Here is a 16,016-nt window from a genome sequence, read left to right as displayed (position 1 = left end):
AAGTGCCTCAGGGCCGCGTGGCGATGACGTCGTCCAGCCGCCACTGACCGGCTGGCCGGCCTGCGAGCCAGTGCGCCGCATGCAGCGCGCCACGCGCGAAGATCGAGCGATCGGTGGCGCGGTGGACCAGCTCCAGCCGCTCGCCCTGACCGATCAGCATGACCTGGTGCTCGCCCACGATGTCGCCACCGCGGATCACGGCGAAACCGATGCTGCCGTCGACGCGCTCGCCGCCACGCTCGAATGCCGCCGCAGCCTCCAGCGTGGTGTGGCGTGCGGCCGCCGCCGCCTCGCCAAGCGCCAGGGCGGTGCCGGATGGTGCATCGCGCTTGCGACCGTGGTGCGCTTCGACGATCTCCAGATCCCAGGCCGGCAGGGCCGACGCCGCCTCGCGCAACAGCCGCGCCAGCATCGCCACGCCGAGGCTGAAGTTGGCGGCGCGCAGGACCGCGATCTGCCGCGCGGCATCGGCCAACCGCGACGTCAGCGCGCCGTCGATGCCGGTGGTGCCGCTGACCAGTGCGATGCCGCGCTCCAGACAATGGTCGAGCGCAGCTCCCAGCGCCGCAGGCGTGCTGAAATCGACAATGACGTCGATCGGCGGCGCCTGCGTCCAGTCATGCGCGTAACGAAGGGTTCCGTTTGCCACACCGGGCACGGGCTGGCCGGCGTGGATCGACCCCGGCGCCACCACGGCATGCACCAGTTCGGCGTCGCCGTCGGCACCCAGCAAGTCGAGCAAGGCGCGGCCCATGCGGCCGGAGGCACCGTTCACGGCGAGTCGAAAGGGGCGTGTCATCGGCGCAGCATTCCTCGGGGTCAGGCGTCCATGCTAACCGCGCAGCCTGGCCGCGGGGTGGCGGCCGCAGGCCCGCTTCGCCTCAGGCGGTCACGCGGGACCAGAATTTCTTCACGCCGTCGACCCAGCCCTTGGCGCGCGGCGTGTGCTTGTCGGCGTCGCTGCCGCTGAACGTGGCCTCCAGCGACTCCAGCAGCTCGCGTTGCTGGCGCGTCAGGCGCACCGGCGTTTCCACCACCACCCGACAAATCAGGTCGCCGTGGCGGCTGCTGCGCACCGACTTGACGCCGCGGCCGCGCAGGCGGAACTGCGCGCCGGTCTGCGTCTCCGGCGGAATGCTTATCGGGACTTCGCCCTCCAGCGTCGGCACCGGCAACTGGGCGCCCAGCGCAGCCTGCGAAAAGCGGATCGGCAGTTCGCAATACAGGTCGCTGCCGTCGCGCTGGAAGATCGCATGCTCGCGCACGCGCACTTCCACGTAGAGGTCGCCGGCCGGCGTGCCGGACGGGCCGGCCTCGCCCTGCCCGCTCAGGCGAATGCGGTCACCGTTGTCGACGCCCTCGGGGATCTGCACGGACAGCGTGCGGGTCTCCTCGATGCGTCCCTCGCCGTGGCACTTGCGGCAGGGATTCTCGATTGCCTGGCCGGTGCCGCCGCAATGCGGGCAAGCCTGCTGGATCGAGAAGATGCCGTTCTGCATGCGCACCTGGCCGTGGCCATGGCAGGTCGCGCACTTGGCTACCTTGCCGTCGGCCGAACCGCTGCCGTTGCAGTGATGGCAATTGACCTGGGTGGGGATCTCGATCTGCTTGCTGACGCCGAACACGGCCTCCTCGAGGTCGAGATCCATGATGTAGCGCAGGTCCGAGCCGCGGCGCGGCCGGCCGCGGCCACCGCCATTCCTGCCGAAGATGTCGCCGAAGATGTCGCCGAAGATGTCGCCCACGTCGCCGAACCCGGCGCCGCCGCGGCCGCCCATGCCGCCTTCGAACGCCGCGTGGCCGTGCTGGTCGTACAAGGCACGCTTGCGCTCGTCGGACAGCACTTCGTAGGCCTCCTTGGCCTCCTTGAACTTGTCCTGCGCGGTCGGGTCGTCGGGGCAACGATCCGGGTGGTACTTCATGGCCAGCCGACGGAAGGATTTCTTCAGTTCGACTTCGGTGACGGTGCGTTCCACACCCAGCACTTCGTAGTAATCACGCTTGCTCATTCATGCATCCACATGCTCGTCCGCCCCATGGCACCATCCGCAAAACCGCCCGCGCCAGGAACGTTCCTGGCGCGGGCTGGCCATCGGGCCGTGCCGATGACGATGCCGCTTACTTCTTGTCGTCTTTCACTTCGGTGAACTCGGCATCGACCACGTCGTCCGGCTGCGCCGAGCCGCCCGGCGCGGACTGCGCGCCGGCATCGGCCGGGCCGCCCTGCGCCGCGGCGTAGAGCGCCTGCGCCACCTGTTCCAGCTTCTCGACCTTGGCCTCGATCGCCGCCTTGTCGTCACCGTCCTTGGCCTTTTCCAGATCCGACAACGCGCCTTCGATCGTGGACAGCTGGTCGGCCGGCACCTTGCCACCATGCTCCTTCAGCGCGCTGCGGGTGGCATGCACCAGCTGGTCGGCCTTGTTGCGGGTGGCGACCAGCTCGTGGAACTTCTTGTCCTCTTCCTTGTTCGCCTCGGCATCGGCGACCATGCGCTGGATTTCCTCGTCGGACAGGCCCGAGCCGGCCTTGATCTCGATCTTCTGTTCCTTGCCGGTCTTCTTGTCCTTGGCCGACACATGCAGGATGCCGTTGGCGTCGATGTCGAAGGTGACCTCGATCTGCGGCATGCCGCGCGGCGCCGGCTCGATGCCCTGCAGGTCGAACTTGCCCAGCGACTTGTTCGCGCTGGCGCGCTCGCGCTCGCCCTGCAGCACATGCACGGTCACCGCGGTCTGGTTGTCGTCGGCGGTGGAGAAGGTCTGCGCCGCCTTGGTCGGCACGGTGGTGTTCTTCTCGATCAGCTTGGTCATCACGCCGCCCATGGTCTCGATGCCCAGCGACAGCGGGGTCACGTCGAGCAGCAGCACGTCCTTGACCGAACCACCCAGCACGCCGCCCTGGATCGCCGCGCCCACGGCGACGGCCTCGTCCGGGTTGACGTCCTTGCGCGGCTCCTTGCCGAAGAAGTCCTTCACTGCCTCCTGCACCTTGGGCATGCGGGTCTGGCCGCCGACCAGGATCACGTCGTTGATGTCGGACACGCGCAGGCCGGCGTCATTCAGCGCGGTGCGGCACGGCTCGATGGTGCGCTTGACCAGATCCTCCACCAGCGCCTCGAGCTTGGCCCGGGTCAGCTTGATGTTGAGGTGCTTCGGGCCGGACGCGTCGGCCGTCACGTACGGCAGGTTCACGTCGGTCTGGTGGTTGGAGGACAGCTCGATCTTGGCGCGCTCGGCCGCATCCTTCAGGCGCTGCAGCGCCAGCGGGTCCTTGCGCAGGTCGATGCCCTGCTCCTTCTGGAACTCCTCGACCAGGTAGTCGATGACGCGCATGTCGAAGTCTTCGCCACCGAGGAAGGTGTCGCCGTTGGTGGCCAGCACCTCGAACTGCTTCTCGCCGTCGACTTCGGCGATCTCGATGATCGACACGTCGAAGGTGCCGCCGCCGAGGTCATAGACCACGATCTTGCGGTCGCCGCCCTTCTTGTCCAGGCCGTAGGCCAGGGCGGCCGCGGTCGGCTCGTTGATGATGCGCTTCACTTCCAGGCCGGCGATCTTGCCGGCGTCCTTGGTCGCCTGGCGCTGGCTGTCGTTGAAGTACGCAGGCACCGTGATCACCGCCTCGGTGATCGTTTCGCCGAGATAGTCCTCGGCGGTCTTCTTCATCTTCATCAGCACCTTGGCGGAGATTTCCTGCGGTGCCATCTTCTTGCCGTCGGAGGTCTGCACCCAGGCGTCGCCGTTGTCGTGCGCCACGATGCCGAACGGCACGATGTTCAGGTCCTTCTGCACCTCGGCGTCGTTGAACTTGCGACCGATCAGGCGCTTCACCGCGTAGAAGGTGTTCTTCGGGTTGGTCACGCTCTGGCGCTTGGCCGAGGCACCGACCAGCACCTCGCCGTCCTTGGTGAAGGCGACGATGGACGGCGTGGTGCGATCGCCTTCCGAGTTCTCGATGACCTTGGTCGTGCTGCCGTCCATCACGGACACGCAGGAGTTCGTGGTGCCCAGGTCGATGCCGATGATCTTGCCCATGTTCATGCTCCGAATCTATTGGCGGCCCGGCGGCCGCGATGGTTTTCAGATGGGGTTCTGCCGCAGCGATTCAATGCCGACGGCGGCGTGCGATGCGCTCAGTCCTTCGCCACGGCGACCAGCGCCGGGCGCAGCAGGCGATCGTTCAGCACGTAGCCTTTCTGCAGCACGCTGACCACGGTGCCCGGCGCCTGGCCGGGGGCCGCGACCATGCTCACCGCGTGGTGGCGCTCGGGATCGAGCGGCTGGCCGATCGGATCGACCTGCGCCATGCCGTGGTTCCCGGCGACCTTGAGCAGCGCTTTCAGGGTGAGACCGAGGCCCTCGCGTATCGAGGCGACGTCGCCGCCCTCGGCTGCCAGGCCGCTCTCCAGTCCGTCGTATACCGGCAGCAATTCGTTCAGCAGTTTCTCGTTGGCAAACCGCCGGGCCTGCTCCAGGTCCCGATGCAGGCGCCGACGCTGGTTCTCGATCTCCGCCTTCTCGCGCAAGACCGTTTCCTGCAGCTCGGCGTTGATCGCCTCCAGTTCGGCCACGCGGGCCTGCAGCTTGGCGAACTGGTCGCCGTCGACGGCTGGTGCCGACCCGGGGTCCATGGCCTCGTCATGCGCCTGGGTGTCGTTGTCGTGCATGCGTCACTCCCAACAAAAAGTTCGCGGCCGGCACCGTGGCCCGCCATCCAAATCAACCAGAAATCCCGCCTCTGCTGCCGGTTATAGGGTCACCGCGACCCGATTCAAGGCGTCGCTCAGCAATCCGGCCGTGGCCTGCACGACCGGGATCACCCGCTCGTAGGCCATGCGCGTGGGTCCGATCACGCCGACAGCGCCGAGCATTCGCCCCTGCGCGCCATAGCTGGCCGTGACCACGCTGCAACCATCCAGTGCCGCGAAGCCCGACTCCTCGCCGATGAACAGCCGTACCCCCGGCGCCTTCGCGCAGACTTCCATCAGCTGGAGCAGCTCGTTCTTCTGCTGGAACGCGTCAAACAGGTCGCGCAGCCGCTGCAGGTCGGCCAGCTCGGCGCAGGCCATCAGGTTGGTCTGCCCGCTGACCAGCATGTCGGCATCGCTGGCCTGCGGCGCGAACGAGGCCGTGGCCAGCTCCACCGTACTGGCCAGCAGCCGGTTGAGCTCGCTGCCGGTTTCGCGTACCTCGGCCAGCAAGTGGGCGCGGATATCGTCCACGCGCAGCCCGGCGAAGTGGGTGTTGAGATAATTGGCCGCCCGCTCCAGCTCACCGGCGGGCAACGGCTTGAGCAGTTGCACGATGCGGTTCTGCACCTGGTTGTCGGTAAACACCAGGATCACCAGCACCCGCGCATCGGGCAGGGCCACGAAGTCGATGTGGCGCAGCGGGAAGTCGGCCTGGCGCGGCACCGTCACCACGCCGGCAAAGCGGGTCATCGCCGAGAGCAAAGTCGACACGTTGCCGAGCAGGTCGCGCGTGGTGGCAGGCCCCGGTGGCAGTTCGCTCTGCAAGCGCGCCAGCTCGGCGCGCGGCAAGGGCTGCAACTCGATCAGGCTGTCCACGAACAGGCGCAGGCCGCGCGGCGTGGGTACGCGGCCTGACGAGGTGTGCGGCGAAGCGACCAGGCCGGCGTCTTCCAGGTCGGCCATGATGTTGCGGATCGTCGCCGGACTGACGTCCAGCCCCGAGGAGCGCGCCAGCGTGCGCGACCCCACCGGCTCGCCGTCGACCAGATACTGGGAGATCAGCGCGCGCAGCAGGCGCCGCGTGCGGGCATCGAGGTCATGGCCGTGTGGAAGGATCATGTCCGTAGCAGTTCCTGAGACCCGACAGAAATAAGGTCTGCACGCGCGGCTTGCAAGCGAATGCGGTGTTTTGCCCACCCGGGCTCCCGCTACAATTCTCCCATTCCAATGCCGAACTGCCCATGCTCACTTCGCTCTATGTCCGCCATTTTGCCGTCGTCGAGGCCGCCGAGGTGTCTTTCGGCCCCGGCCTGACCGTGGTCAGCGGCGAGACCGGCGCCGGCAAGTCGCTGCTGGTCGACGCGTTGATGCTGCTGACCGGCGCACGCGCCGACAGCGGCATGATCCGGGCGGAGAGCGACCGCGCCGAGTTGGCCGCGGAGTTCGATTTGACCGGACTGCCCGACGCGCAGGCATGGTTGCGCCGGGAGGAACTCGACGAAGACGGCAACTGCCAGTTGCGGCGAGTGTTGCGTGCCGAAGGCAGCTCCCGCGCCTGGATCAACGGCCGCCCCGCCAACACGCGCCAGCTCGGCGAGCTGGCCGCCTTGCTGGTCGAGATCCACGGCCAGCATGAACACCAGGCGCTGCTCTCGCGGGCCCATCAGCTGGCCGTGCTCGACGCTTATGCGGGCCACGATGACTTGATCGCCCAGGTGCGCCGCCAGGCGGAGCAGTGGCGCGAGTTGAACCAGCGCATGCACAAGCTCAATGGCGGCGAGGATCGCGAACTTCGGCTGGAGCTGCTGCGCCATGAATTGGCGGAACTGGAGCAATGGGCGCTGCCACCCACCGAACTGGCCGAACTGGAGGCCAACCACAAGCGCCTGGCCAACGCCGACCGCCTGGCGGAAGGCAGCGCCGGCGTGGTGGAACTGCTCGATGGCGAGGGCGAGTTCGCCCTGCGCCGGGCCCTGGGTCGAGCGCATGCCGAGCTGGGCAAACTCGCCGCCCTGGACGACCGGCTGACACCCTGGCTGGAGCTGCTCGACAACGCCGGTATCCAGTTGGGCGAAGCCGCCGACGGCTTGGGCCGCTATGCGCAAGACGTCGACCTCGATCCGGCCGGCTACGCCGCGCTCGACCAGCAGCTGAGCCATCTGCACGCGCTCTCGCGCCGCCACCGGCTGCCGCCGGAAGCCCTGCACGAGAGGCTGCTGGCGCTGCGCGCCGAGCACGCCGAACTCGAAGGCGCCGGCGACGCACTGGAACAGTTGAGCGGTCAGCTTCAGCGCCTGCAACAGGAATACTCCCGCGCGGCGGACCTGCTGGGTCAATCGCGCATGGCTGCCGCGACGAAGCTCGGCGAGGAAGTCAGTGCGCTGATGGGCGAACTTGGCATGGCCGGTGGCGTACTGCGCGTCGAGCTGGTGCCGACGCCCGGCGACGAACCCGACGCCCAGGGCCGGGAGCGCTGCGAGCTGCTGGTCAGCGCCAATCCTGGCCAGCCACCGCGGCCGCTGCGCAAGGTCGCCTCCGGCGGCGAACTTGCGCGCATCAGTCTGGCCATCGAAGTGGCTACGTTGGGCAAGGATTCGATCGGCAGCATGGTCTTCGATGAGGTCGACAGCGGCATCGGCGGCGCGGTCGCCGAGGTGGTCGGCCAGAAACTGCGTGCGCTGGGAAGCCGTCGCCAGGTGCTCTGCGTGACCCACCTGCCGCAGGTCGCCGCGCAAGGTCACGCCCACTTGCGGGTGAGCAAGCAGAGCGACGGGGACACCACCCGCACGCGGATCGAACAACTGGACGCCGCAGGCCGGCGCGACGAGCTGGCTCGCATGCTCGGCGGCGTGGAAATCACCCGCGAGACCCGCGCTCACGCCAGGCAGATGCTGGAGCGCGCGCAGGCGACCTGAAGGCGGCTGTCCTCAGACCGTCGTCGACAGCAGGCCGCGCTCGGTCGCCATGCGATAGAGGTCCAGTTCCGATCCGGCGCCGAGCTTGCCCATCAGGCTGGCACGGTGGATGTACACGGTTTTCTGGCCAATGCCGAGGTCGGCAGCGACCTGCTTGGGCGTGCGCCCCCCGGCCAGCAACAGGAACACTTCGCGCTCGCGGGCGGTCAGCCGGTTGACCGGATCGAGCGCGTCGTTGGGGCGCTCGGTGCGGCGCTGGCGCAGGTCCGAGCTGAGGAAGCACTCGCCCTGCATCACGGCGCGCAGGCCCGCCACCAGTTCCTCCGGCGCGACGCCCTTGGTGACGAACCCGCTGGCCCCGCGACGCAACGCCTCGGAAACGTAAGCGTCGCCATCATGCATGCTCAACACGACCACGCGAGTGGCCGCATGCACGCTGAGCAGATGCTCGATCAACGGCAAACCGCTGCCATCGGGCAAGGAAAGATCCAGCGCCACCAGGTCCGGGCGCCAGTGGCCGACCGCCTCCACCGCGTCGTCGCCGTTGCGGCATTCGGCAACCACTTCCAGGTCCGATTCCAGCTCGATCAGGCGCTTGAAGCCCTCTCGAACGATGGCGTGGTCGTCAACCAGAACGATGCTGTACATCTTCCTACTCTGACACAGGAAGGCGCGCCCGGGACAGCACGCCAGGCCAAGTACCCCGGCACGCCACCCCGCGCACGGCGCATGTACCATCGCCGGATGCGATTCAAGCCATCTCTCCTGCCCGATTCCGGGCCGCTCATCGGCGCAGGTTATCTGGTGCTGTGGCTGCTGCTCGGCGCCACGGCACAACCCTACTGGATGCTGCCCTACGGCCTGCGTTTCACCGCACTTCTGCTGGTACCGTTGCGCCACTGGGGCTGGTTGCTCGCCGCGGAACTGCTCGCCTGCGCCGGCGCCGCCTGGTGGCATGGATCACCGCTGCACATCAGCGGCGTGCTGGCAGACGTGCTGCCGGCATTCCTGGTGATGATGGCCTGCATGTGGCTGCTGCGCCGGCTGCACCTGCATCCCAGCCTGCACAGCCCGCAGGACGTGACCCGGCTGCTGCTTTCGGTGGTGCTGGTGGTCACGGTCACGACCGCCGCGGACGCCGCGCTGCTCGCATTCACCAACTGGTCGGAAACGCCAGAGTTGATGATCCGCGTCATCGCCGAGGAATTGCTCAGCCACTATCTGGCCATCCTGCTGGTGGCGCCGGTGTTGATCATGCTGCTGCACACGCGGCTGGAGCGTGCCTCGGTGATGCGCCTGCTGACGGACGTGCTGCTGGTGCTGGCACCATCCATGGCCATCCTGCTGGTGCTGTCCGAGCGCGCCGCGCCGCAGCCGCAGTTCGCGCGGGTGCTGTCGCTGGCGCCGGTGCTGTTTTTCGCCTTCCGCCATGGCTGGCGCGGCGCCAGCCTCGCCATGCTGATCACCAGTCTGGGCATGACCCTGGTGGACGTGCACCTGGGCCACACGCCCTCGACCGCCGCCGCCTACCTGTTCCTGGCCGTGGCAGGCACCGGCGCGCTGATGCTCGGTTCGGCCACCGACGCCCTGCGGCGCAGCAGCGAACGGGTGGCGGAGCAGAACGTCTACCTCGGGGCCGTCAATCGCCGCCTGGATCATCTGGCCCAACAGCTGCGTGACGCCGCACGCGGCAACCTGCAGGCCGACGAGAACCAGCGGCGGCATCTTGCGGCCGAACTGCATGACGAACTGGGCCAGAACATCACCGCGATCCAGACCCATGTGAAACTGGCCCAGGCGCGTTTGCACGAGGTCGGGATGGACGACGTGAGCATCTCGATCAACACCATCCTGGCCCACATGCGCCGCGCCCTGCATCGCCTGCTGGACGACCTGCGCCCGGCGATCCTGGACGAGTTCGGCCTGCTGCGCGCGCTGGATGAAGGCCCGATCCGCGACCTGCTGACCAGTGCCGGCATGCGCTACCACGTGGAACTCCACGGCGACCCGCGATTGCTCGACGATGACACCCGCACGGCGATCTACCGGCTGGCTCAGGAAAGCGCCACCAACACCGTCAAGCACGCCTGCGCCAGTGAATTCCGCCTGCGGCTGCGCATCGGCGAACGCAACGGCATCGCCGTCGCCCTGCTCGATCTGCGTGATGACGGTACCGGCCTGCCCCATCGCCTCCCGCGCGGCGGGCGGGGCCTGCAGGGCATGCGCGACCGGGTGACCTCGCTGGGCGGACAGTTCCGCCTGCGCACCGACCACCCTGGCGTGCATCTGCGTATTTTGCTGCGAGGCAACAAAAGCAGCACCGAACGCAGTCGCCTGGACTAGGAATTTTTCCGATATGCGCAACGTGAAGACATCGTTAGGATGTCGTCATCGATGTGGGGGAACCGCCGTCGTGAGATGGCGGATCAGGGTCACCGTGGGGACGGTGATTCTGAGAAAACGGCAGGATGCCGTTTCGCCGCTGCCGGATGGATACGCGCGCGCACCGCGCGCCATCCGACCGGCAAGGCATCAACCGTAGGCGGACAGGAGTCCACCTGCGGTTTTTTTCGTGGCATGACGAATACGAACGAGGCGTCGGGCGCCCGGCTTCAATCCTTGCGGGCGCGCTGTTTCGGGCGCACGTAGAGCACCAGGCTGTGATCCTCGATCACGTAGCCGTGCTTGGCGGCGATCTCGTGCTGCAGGCGCTCGATCTCCTCGCTGATGAACTCGATCACCTTGCCGCTGTCCACGTCAATCATGTGGTCGTGGTGTTTGCCGCGATCGAGTTCGTAGACTGCCTGGCCGCCTTCGAAATTGTGCTTGACGATGATCCCCGCCGCCTCGAACTGGGTCAGCACCCGATACACGGTCGCCAACCCGATGTCCTCCTTCTGGGCCAGCAGGTGCTTGTACACGTCCTCGGCCGTCAAGTGGCGTTCGCTCTCGTCGTCGAACACCTGCAGGATGCGCATGCGCGGATGGGTCACCTTGAGACCGACCCGACGCAGTTCTCTGGTTTCCTGTTCCATAGCCTCTCTCCACGCACGGCGAGCCCGAGCCGGTAGTGTATCATCCGACACCTTCACGACCCTGGACGCAACACGCATGCAAAAGCTGATCATCCTGCCGGTTGTTGCGCTGCTGGCACTTGCCGTCGCCGGTTGCCACATCGCGTACACGCCGGACGTGCAGCAAGGCAATCTGCTGGACGAAAAGATGGTGGATCAGCTGAAGCCGGGGATGACGAAGCACCAGGTCCTTCTGCTGCTCGGCACGCCGTCGGTGCGCACACCGTTCGACAACAGCCGCTGGGACTACGTGTCCACCCAGTCCCGCCGCGGCGGCAAGCCCAAGGTGCGCACGTTCAAGCTGACCTTCAACAACGACACCCTGGTGCACACCGAAGGCGACTTCTTCGCCCGCGACCCGCAGCAGCTGATCAGGGAAAGCCGCAAGTACAACTCGGGTTATCCGGCGAACGAAACCCAGGGCGACAAGAGCCAGTCACCGGATGACAAGAAGAACGACGGCGGCCTGGGCCAGGGGACCGACGGCGGCCATTGAGGCTGGCGCGCGGGCGGCAGGGTTTCAGCGCGAACGCCGGCGCCGCGCCTCCATCGGGTCGAGTGTCAGCGGTCGGCAGATCTCGATGCGGTCACCGTCGCGCACGCGCTGCCCGGCAACGACCTTGTGTCCGAAGATGCCCAGCCGGGCCGGATCGATGGCACCTGCCGGCAGCGACGACGCGATGCCGCTGGCGGTGACCGCCTCGGCCACCGTGCAACCGTCGGCGACCTGCACGCGACGACGCACCACCACCGAATCGCCATCGGCAAACACCACCTCGATGCCGATCGACGGCTCAACCATGGAGGCGCTCCGCTTCGCGGCAGAAGTCATCCACCATGCGCCCGGCCAGCCCCTGGAAGCCGAGCCGCAAGGCAGCACCGCCGAGCCTGCCCGCGTAATCGAAATCAAGCGCAAAGGCGACCTTGCTGCCGGCATCACCCAGCGCGGTGAAATCCCACACGCCATGCAGGCTGCGAAATGGTCCTTCGACCAGGTTCATCTCCAGGCGCCGCGGCGGGTCGAGCACGTTGCGCGTGGTGAAGCTCTGGCTGAACCCGGCAAACTTGAGATCCAGCCTGGCCACCACCACGTTGTCGCCGCGCTCCAGCACTTCGGCGTCCGCACACCAGGCGAAGCGCTTTGGGTATGCTTCCACCTCATTGACCAGTTCGAACATCTGCGCCGGCGAGTACTTCACCAACGCGCTGCGACGTATTTCGATCACGACAACCTCTCGGGCTTGTGCATTCATCCATGAATGCGAAGATCAAGTGAGCGCCCGCCCCGAGGCGCCATCTCGACAAATGCGTCGCCCCGATGGGGCGGCGGGCAATGCGGCCGCCCAGTGGCCCGAAGTTTAGCGGACATGGCCAAGAGCAAGGACAAGGACACCAAGGGCGGCGGCACCATCGCGCTGAACAAGCGCGCGCGCTTCGAATATCACATCGACCAGCGCTTCGAGGCCGGCGTTGCCCTGCAAGGCTGGGAGCTGAAGGCACTGCGTGCCGGCCGCATCAATTTCGGCGACAGTTATGCGGTGGTGCTCAGGAACGAGGTGTTCCTGGTCGGCTGCTCGATCCCGCCGCTGATCAGCGCGTCGACGCACGTCATCGCCGAGGATCGGCGCACCCGCAAGCTGCTGCTCCACCGCAAGGAGATCGACCAGCTGGTCGGTGCGGTCGAACGCAAGGGCCACACCCTGGTGCCCACGGCGATGTACTGGAAAGGCAACAAGGTCAAGGTCGAGATCGGCCTGGCCCGCGGCAAGCAGGAGCACGACAAGCGCGAGACCGAGAAGCAACGCGATTGGCAGATCGAGAAGCAGCGCACCATGCGCTCGCACAACCGCGCCTGATCAGCGAACCCCGCCTTGCGCCAGTGCGCGGCGGGGCGTACGGACCTCAGGCGAACGGGTCATCCAGCACGATGGTGTCTTCCCGGTCCGCACCGGTTGCGACCAGCGCCAGGCGGCAACCGGACAGCTCCTCGACGGCGCGCAGGTAGGCGCGGGCGGCGGGCGGCAGCTTGTTCCAGTCGCGGATACCGGCGGTGGATTCTTCCCAGCCGGGAAATTCCAGGTAGACGGGCTTGCACTCGTCCCAGCCGTCCGCATCCAGCGGCGCCAGCTCGCGGCGCTTGCCCCGGTATTCGTAGGCAATGCAGACCTTGATGGTGGACAGGCCGTCGAGCACGTCGAGCTTGGTGATCGCCAGGCCGTTGATGCCGTTGATCTGGGTGGCGCGCTTGAGCGCGACCAGGTCGATCCAGCCGCAGCGGCGCGGACGGCCCGTGCTGGCGCCGAACTCGTTGCCCTTCTTGCGCAGCAGCTCGCCCATCTCGTCATTGAGTTCGGTCGGGAACGGACCGCTGCCGACGCGGGTGGCGTAGGCCTTGCAGATGCCCAGCACGTAGTCGATGTCCTGCGTACCCACGCCGGTGCCGGCCAGCGCGCCGCCGACGGTGGTGTTGCTGGAGGTGACGTACGGGTAGGTGCCGTGGTCGATGTCCAGCAGCGCGCCCTGCGCGCCCTCGTACAGGATGTTGCCGCCGCCCTTGCGCACGTCGTGCAGGATGGTGGCGACGTCGTCGACCAGCGGGCGGATGTACTCGCCCCAGGCCAGCGCATCTTGCAGCACGGTGTCGTAATCGACCGGCTCGGCTTTCAGCCACTGGGTAAGGATGAAGTTGTGGTAGTCCACCGCGGTCTTGAGCAACGCGGGCAATTCGTGCGGGTACATCAGGTCGGCAACGCGGATCGAACGGCGGGCAACCTTGTCCTCGTAGGCCGGACCGATGCCACGGCCGGTGGTGCCGATGGCCTTGCCGCCGGCGGCGATCTCGCGAGCTTTGTCGACGGCGATGTGGTACGGCATGATCAGCGGTGTCGCCGGGCTGATCTTGACGCGGGAGCGCACTTCGACGCCGTTGGCTTCCAATTCGCTGATCTCGTTGATCAGCGCCTCGGGCGACAGCACCACCCCGTTGCCGATCAGGCACAGCGCGTCTTCGCGCAGGATGCCCGAGGGAATCAGGTGCAGCACGGTCTTCTTGCCCTTGATCACCAGCGTGTGGCCGGCGTTGTGGCCGCCCTGGAAGCGCACCACCGCGCTGACCCGCTCGGTCAGCAGGTCGACGATCTTGCCCTTGCCCTCGTCGCCCCACTGCGCGCCCAGGATTACGACTGACTTGCCCATGTGAACTCTCGTTTCGTTAGTTTGCCGCCCCGCCACGGGGCTGCCTGGGTAAACGCCCGCTGCGCGGGTCGATGCGGCCTACTTCCGCGGTGCGGGGTCGTCGAAGTAATGCAGGAACGGCGAATCAGGCTTGAGGATGAGCACGCCGTTGCCGGTTTCCATCGACGCACGATAGGCCGCCAGGCTGCGATAGAACGCGTAGAACTCCGGGTCCTTGCTGTAGGCACGCGCATAGATCGCGGCGGCTTCGGCATCGCCCTCGCCTTTCACCTTGGCGGCATCCCGGTTGGCATCGGCTTCCAGCACCTGCGCCTGGCGATCCGCGTCGGCCTTGATCCGGGTCGCCGCTTCCTGGCCCGTGTAACGCAGTTCATTGGCCAGTTGCAGGCGCTCGGCACGCATCCGCTTGTACACCGATTCGCTGACCTCGTTGGGCAGGTCGATGCGCTTGATGCGCACGTCGACCACCGCAATGCCCAGGTTCTTGCGCGCGGAAAGATCGGTCTGAGCACGCACCCGCTCGGTGATGTCCTTGCGCCCGCCGGAGATCAGGTCGGGCAAGGTGCGTGCATTGAACTCGAACCGCAGCGCGTCCTTGACGATGGGGGTGAGCCGCTGCGCGGCCTGCAGCTGGTCGCCGCCGGTGGCGCGGTAATAGGCCGCGTTGTCGGCGATGCGCCACTTGACGTAAAAATCGACGTTGACGCTCTTCTTCTCGGAGGTGAAGTAGCGCTCGGGCGGCGCGTCGAGCGACAGGATGCGCTTGTCGAAATGGATCACCTGCTGCAGCACGGGCAGCTTGAAATGCAGGCCCGGCTGGTAGTCCGTGTGCACGATGCGACCGAATTGCAGGACCAATGCGCTGTGGCCTTCGCTCACCACGAACATGCTGCTCAAGCCGAGCAGGATCACCACGACGGCAACGAATGCGGCAACGATGCGGTTCATGGCTGTGCTCCCTTGTCGCTCGCACTGCTTGCCGTTGCGGGGGGCGGCACGATCGCGCCGACCTGGGTCGTCCCCGCCTGGGATGCGGCGCCCGGCGTCGAGGGCAGGTTGATGATGTTGCGACCGCTGGCGTCGTCGACGATCTTGGTGTTGTGTGCCATCACCTCTTCCATGGTCTCCAGCCACAACCGCTTGCGGGTCACTTCGGGCGCTGCCTTGTACTGCGCCAGCAACAGGTTGAAGCGATCGGTGTCGCCTTCGGCGCGGGCGACGCGCTCGGCCTTGTAGCCAGCCGCTTCCGCCGCGATGCGGGCCGCTTCGCCGCGCGCCACCGGCACGACCTTGCTGGAATAGGCCAGCGCGGCGTTCTCGATGCTCTGCTTGTCTTCGCGCGCGTTGTTGACGTCGTCGAAGGCGTCCTTCACCTCATCGGGTGGCGCCACGTTCTGGAAGCTCACCTCGGTGACGCGCAAGCCCGAATCGTAGACGTCCAGCGTCCGCTGCAACGCCTGCTGCGCCTGGGTGACCAGGTTGGCGCCGGCCGCCGACAGGACCTGGTCCATGTCGCTGCCGCCGATCACGCCGCGCACGGCGGCTTCGGCGGCGGCACTGATGGTGCCGTCCGGATCGGTCAGCGAGAACAGGTACTTGCGCGAATCATCCACCTGGTACTGCACGGTGAAGTCGATCGTGATGATGTTCTCGTCGCGGGTCAGCATGGCCACCTTGTCGGTGACCGAGCGGATACGCGTGGCCTCGACCTTGGTGACCGATTCGATCGGCTGCGGAAACTTCAGGTGGAAGCCGGGCGGCAAGGTGCGCGAGTACTGGCCGAAGCGCAGCACCACGCCCTGCTGGCGCGCGCCGATGATCGTGTAGCTGCTGAACAGCAGGCCCACCACGATCAGCACCAGCACGCCGGTGAGGATGCCGCCGGAGCCCTGGCCGAACTTCCCGCCACGGTTCTTCAGCTTTGCCAGCAGGTCGTCCAGCGGCGACTTGCCGGAAGGACGCTTGCGGTTCCACGGATCGCTCTGCCCGTTCTTTCCGGGTTCATTCCACGCCACGAGTCAGTCTCCTTGAAGCCGTCGGGAGGCCGGCAACGACGGCCGGAACATGCCTTTCTTCCACCTCGCACACGGCGAGGTGACCACTGGACCATCGATGCCGCCATGGCCGACGCAAACGCTGCG

Annotated in this window: 16 protein-coding genes; 4 read left to right on the top strand and 12 right to left on the bottom strand. The window is 66.9% G+C overall.

Annotated elements, in window-relative coordinates; all coding sequences use genetic code 11:
• Nucleotides 1–7 precede the first annotated feature (7 nt).
• From dapB to hrcA, 5 genes are all read right to left on the bottom strand, one after another.
• Nucleotides 8–799: a 4-hydroxy-tetrahydrodipicolinate reductase gene (gene dapB, locus ACFCQI_RS15400; RefSeq protein WP_395118136.1), complete on the bottom strand. Its 792-nt coding sequence runs from the start codon at nt 797–799 to the stop codon at nt 8–10.
• Between the two features lie 82 nt (nt 800–881).
• Complete coding sequence (dnaJ, locus tag ACFCQI_RS15395) at nt 882–2,009, bottom strand: molecular chaperone DnaJ (protein WP_395118134.1); 1,128 nt, start codon at nt 2,007–2,009, stop codon at nt 882–884.
• A 109-nt stretch (nt 2,010–2,118) separates the two neighbouring features.
• Entirely contained in the window at nt 2,119–4,035 is a 1,917-nt protein-coding gene (gene dnaK, locus ACFCQI_RS15390; protein WP_395118132.1) for a molecular chaperone DnaK, read from the bottom strand.
• A 98-nt stretch (nt 4,036–4,133) separates the two neighbouring features.
• Nucleotides 4,134–4,667 (bottom strand): nucleotide exchange factor GrpE, encoded by a 534-nt coding sequence (gene grpE / locus ACFCQI_RS15385; protein WP_395118130.1) that lies wholly within the window; start codon nt 4,665–4,667, stop codon nt 4,134–4,136.
• 81 nt (nt 4,668–4,748) lie between these two features.
• Nucleotides 4,749–5,810 (bottom strand): heat-inducible transcriptional repressor HrcA, encoded by a 1,062-nt coding sequence (hrcA, locus tag ACFCQI_RS15380; RefSeq protein WP_395118128.1) that lies wholly within the window; start codon nt 5,808–5,810, stop codon nt 4,749–4,751.
• A gap of 122 nt (nt 5,811–5,932) precedes the next feature.
• On the opposite strand from hrcA, the gene recN reads away from it, so the two are divergent.
• Nucleotides 5,933–7,606, top strand: coding sequence for a DNA repair protein RecN (gene recN / locus ACFCQI_RS15375; RefSeq protein ID WP_395118126.1), 1,674 nt, complete (start codon nt 5,933–5,935; stop codon nt 7,604–7,606).
• Nucleotides 7,607–7,618: 12 nt separating this feature from the next.
• Here the strand turns inward: recN and ACFCQI_RS15370 are convergent, their stop codons facing one another.
• Nucleotides 7,619–8,254 carry a response regulator gene (locus ACFCQI_RS15370; RefSeq protein WP_395118124.1) on the bottom strand — a complete coding sequence of 212 codons (636 nt, stop codon included), beginning with the start codon at nt 8,252–8,254 and terminating at the stop codon, nt 7,619–7,621.
• 96 nt (nt 8,255–8,350) lie between these two features.
• On the opposite strand from ACFCQI_RS15370, the gene ACFCQI_RS15365 reads away from it, so the two are divergent.
• Nucleotides 8,351–9,949, top strand: coding sequence for an MASE1 domain-containing protein (locus tag ACFCQI_RS15365; RefSeq protein WP_395121378.1), 1,599 nt, complete (start codon nt 8,351–8,353; stop codon nt 9,947–9,949).
• Between the two features lie 269 nt (nt 9,950–10,218).
• Here the strand turns inward: ACFCQI_RS15365 and fur are convergent, their stop codons facing one another.
• Nucleotides 10,219–10,641, bottom strand: a complete 423-nt coding sequence (fur, locus tag ACFCQI_RS15360; protein WP_395118122.1) for a ferric iron uptake transcriptional regulator — start codon at nt 10,639–10,641, stop codon at nt 10,219–10,221.
• Between the two features lie 76 nt (nt 10,642–10,717).
• Here fur and ACFCQI_RS15355 point away from each other — a divergent pair, with 76 nt between their 5' ends.
• Entirely contained in the window at nt 10,718–11,176 is a 459-nt protein-coding gene (locus ACFCQI_RS15355) for an outer membrane protein assembly factor BamE (protein WP_395118120.1), read from the top strand.
• 24 nt (nt 11,177–11,200) lie between these two features.
• On the opposite strand, the gene ACFCQI_RS15350 is transcribed toward ACFCQI_RS15355, so the two are convergent.
• Nucleotides 11,201–11,482, bottom strand: coding sequence for an RnfH family protein (locus ACFCQI_RS15350; RefSeq protein ID WP_395118118.1), 282 nt, complete (start codon nt 11,480–11,482; stop codon nt 11,201–11,203).
• Entirely contained in the window at nt 11,475–11,906 is a 432-nt protein-coding gene (locus ACFCQI_RS15345) for a type II toxin-antitoxin system RatA family toxin (RefSeq protein ID WP_395118116.1), read from the bottom strand. The genes ACFCQI_RS15350 and ACFCQI_RS15345 overlap by 8 nt, the downstream gene beginning before the upstream one ends.
• A gap of 141 nt (nt 11,907–12,047) precedes the next feature.
• Here ACFCQI_RS15345 and smpB point away from each other — a divergent pair, with 141 nt between their 5' ends.
• Nucleotides 12,048–12,536, top strand: coding sequence for an SsrA-binding protein SmpB (gene smpB / locus ACFCQI_RS15340; RefSeq protein WP_395118114.1), 489 nt, complete (start codon nt 12,048–12,050; stop codon nt 12,534–12,536).
• 46 nt (nt 12,537–12,582) lie between these two features.
• Here the strand turns inward: smpB and ACFCQI_RS15335 are convergent, their stop codons facing one another.
• The 3 genes from ACFCQI_RS15335 to hflK all read right to left on the bottom strand — a co-directional run bounded on the left by ACFCQI_RS15335 (nt 12,583) and on the right by hflK (nt 15,890).
• Nucleotides 12,583–13,875 carry an adenylosuccinate synthase gene (locus ACFCQI_RS15335; protein ID WP_395118111.1) on the bottom strand — a complete coding sequence of 431 codons (1,293 nt, stop codon included), beginning with the start codon at nt 13,873–13,875 and terminating at the stop codon, nt 12,583–12,585.
• A gap of 78 nt (nt 13,876–13,953) precedes the next feature.
• Nucleotides 13,954–14,823 (bottom strand): protease modulator HflC, encoded by an 870-nt coding sequence (gene hflC, locus ACFCQI_RS15330; RefSeq protein WP_395118109.1) that lies wholly within the window; start codon nt 14,821–14,823, stop codon nt 13,954–13,956.
• Entirely contained in the window at nt 14,820–15,890 is a 1,071-nt protein-coding gene (gene hflK, locus ACFCQI_RS15325; protein WP_395118107.1) for an FtsH protease activity modulator HflK, read from the bottom strand. The genes hflC and hflK overlap by 4 nt, the downstream gene beginning before the upstream one ends.
• Between the last annotated feature and the right edge of the window lie 126 nt (nt 15,891–16,016).

It is taken from the genome of Rhodanobacter sp. FW102-FHT14D06 (genome assembly GCF_043950705.1).
In the GTDB taxonomy this organism is placed as follows: domain Bacteria; phylum Pseudomonadota; class Gammaproteobacteria; order Xanthomonadales; family Rhodanobacteraceae; genus Rhodanobacter.
Note: the sequence above shows the minus strand (reverse complement) of the source record. Positions and strands in the feature narration are given on the sequence as shown.

Excerpts from the sequence above, each read along its gene's own strand:
- ACFCQI_RS15355 (WP_395118120.1), top strand. The coding sequence starts at position 10,718 with ATGCAAAAGCTGATCATCCTGCCGGTTGTTGCGCTGCTGGCACTTGCC.
- dnaJ (WP_395118134.1), bottom strand. The coding sequence starts at position 2,009 with ATGAGCAAGCGTGATTACTACGAAGTGCTGGGTGTGGAACGCACCGTC.
- ACFCQI_RS15365 (WP_395121378.1), top strand. The coding sequence starts at position 8,351 with ATGCGATTCAAGCCATCTCTCCTGCCCGATTCCGGGCCGCTCATCGGC.
- dapB (WP_395118136.1), bottom strand. The coding sequence starts at position 799 with ATGACACGCCCCTTTCGACTCGCCGTGAACGGTGCCTCCGGCCGCATG.
- ACFCQI_RS15350 (WP_395118118.1), bottom strand. The coding sequence starts at position 11,482 with ATGGTTGAGCCGTCGATCGGCATCGAGGTGGTGTTTGCCGATGGCGAT.
- fur (WP_395118122.1), bottom strand. The coding sequence starts at position 10,641 with ATGGAACAGGAAACCAGAGAACTGCGTCGGGTCGGTCTCAAGGTGACC.
- grpE (WP_395118130.1), bottom strand. The coding sequence starts at position 4,667 with ATGCACGACAACGACACCCAGGCGCATGACGAGGCCATGGACCCCGGG.
- hrcA (WP_395118128.1), bottom strand. The coding sequence starts at position 5,810 with ATGATCCTTCCACACGGCCATGACCTCGATGCCCGCACGCGGCGCCTG.
- ACFCQI_RS15335 (WP_395118111.1), bottom strand. The coding sequence starts at position 13,875 with ATGGGCAAGTCAGTCGTAATCCTGGGCGCGCAGTGGGGCGACGAGGGC.
- ACFCQI_RS15370 (WP_395118124.1), bottom strand. The coding sequence starts at position 8,254 with ATGTACAGCATCGTTCTGGTTGACGACCACGCCATCGTTCGAGAGGGC.
- smpB (WP_395118114.1), top strand. The coding sequence starts at position 12,048 with ATGGCCAAGAGCAAGGACAAGGACACCAAGGGCGGCGGCACCATCGCG.
- dnaK (WP_395118132.1), bottom strand. The coding sequence starts at position 4,035 with ATGGGCAAGATCATCGGCATCGACCTGGGCACCACGAACTCCTGCGTG.
- recN (WP_395118126.1), top strand. The coding sequence starts at position 5,933 with ATGCTCACTTCGCTCTATGTCCGCCATTTTGCCGTCGTCGAGGCCGCC.
- hflC (WP_395118109.1), bottom strand. The coding sequence starts at position 14,823 with ATGAACCGCATCGTTGCCGCATTCGTTGCCGTCGTGGTGATCCTGCTC.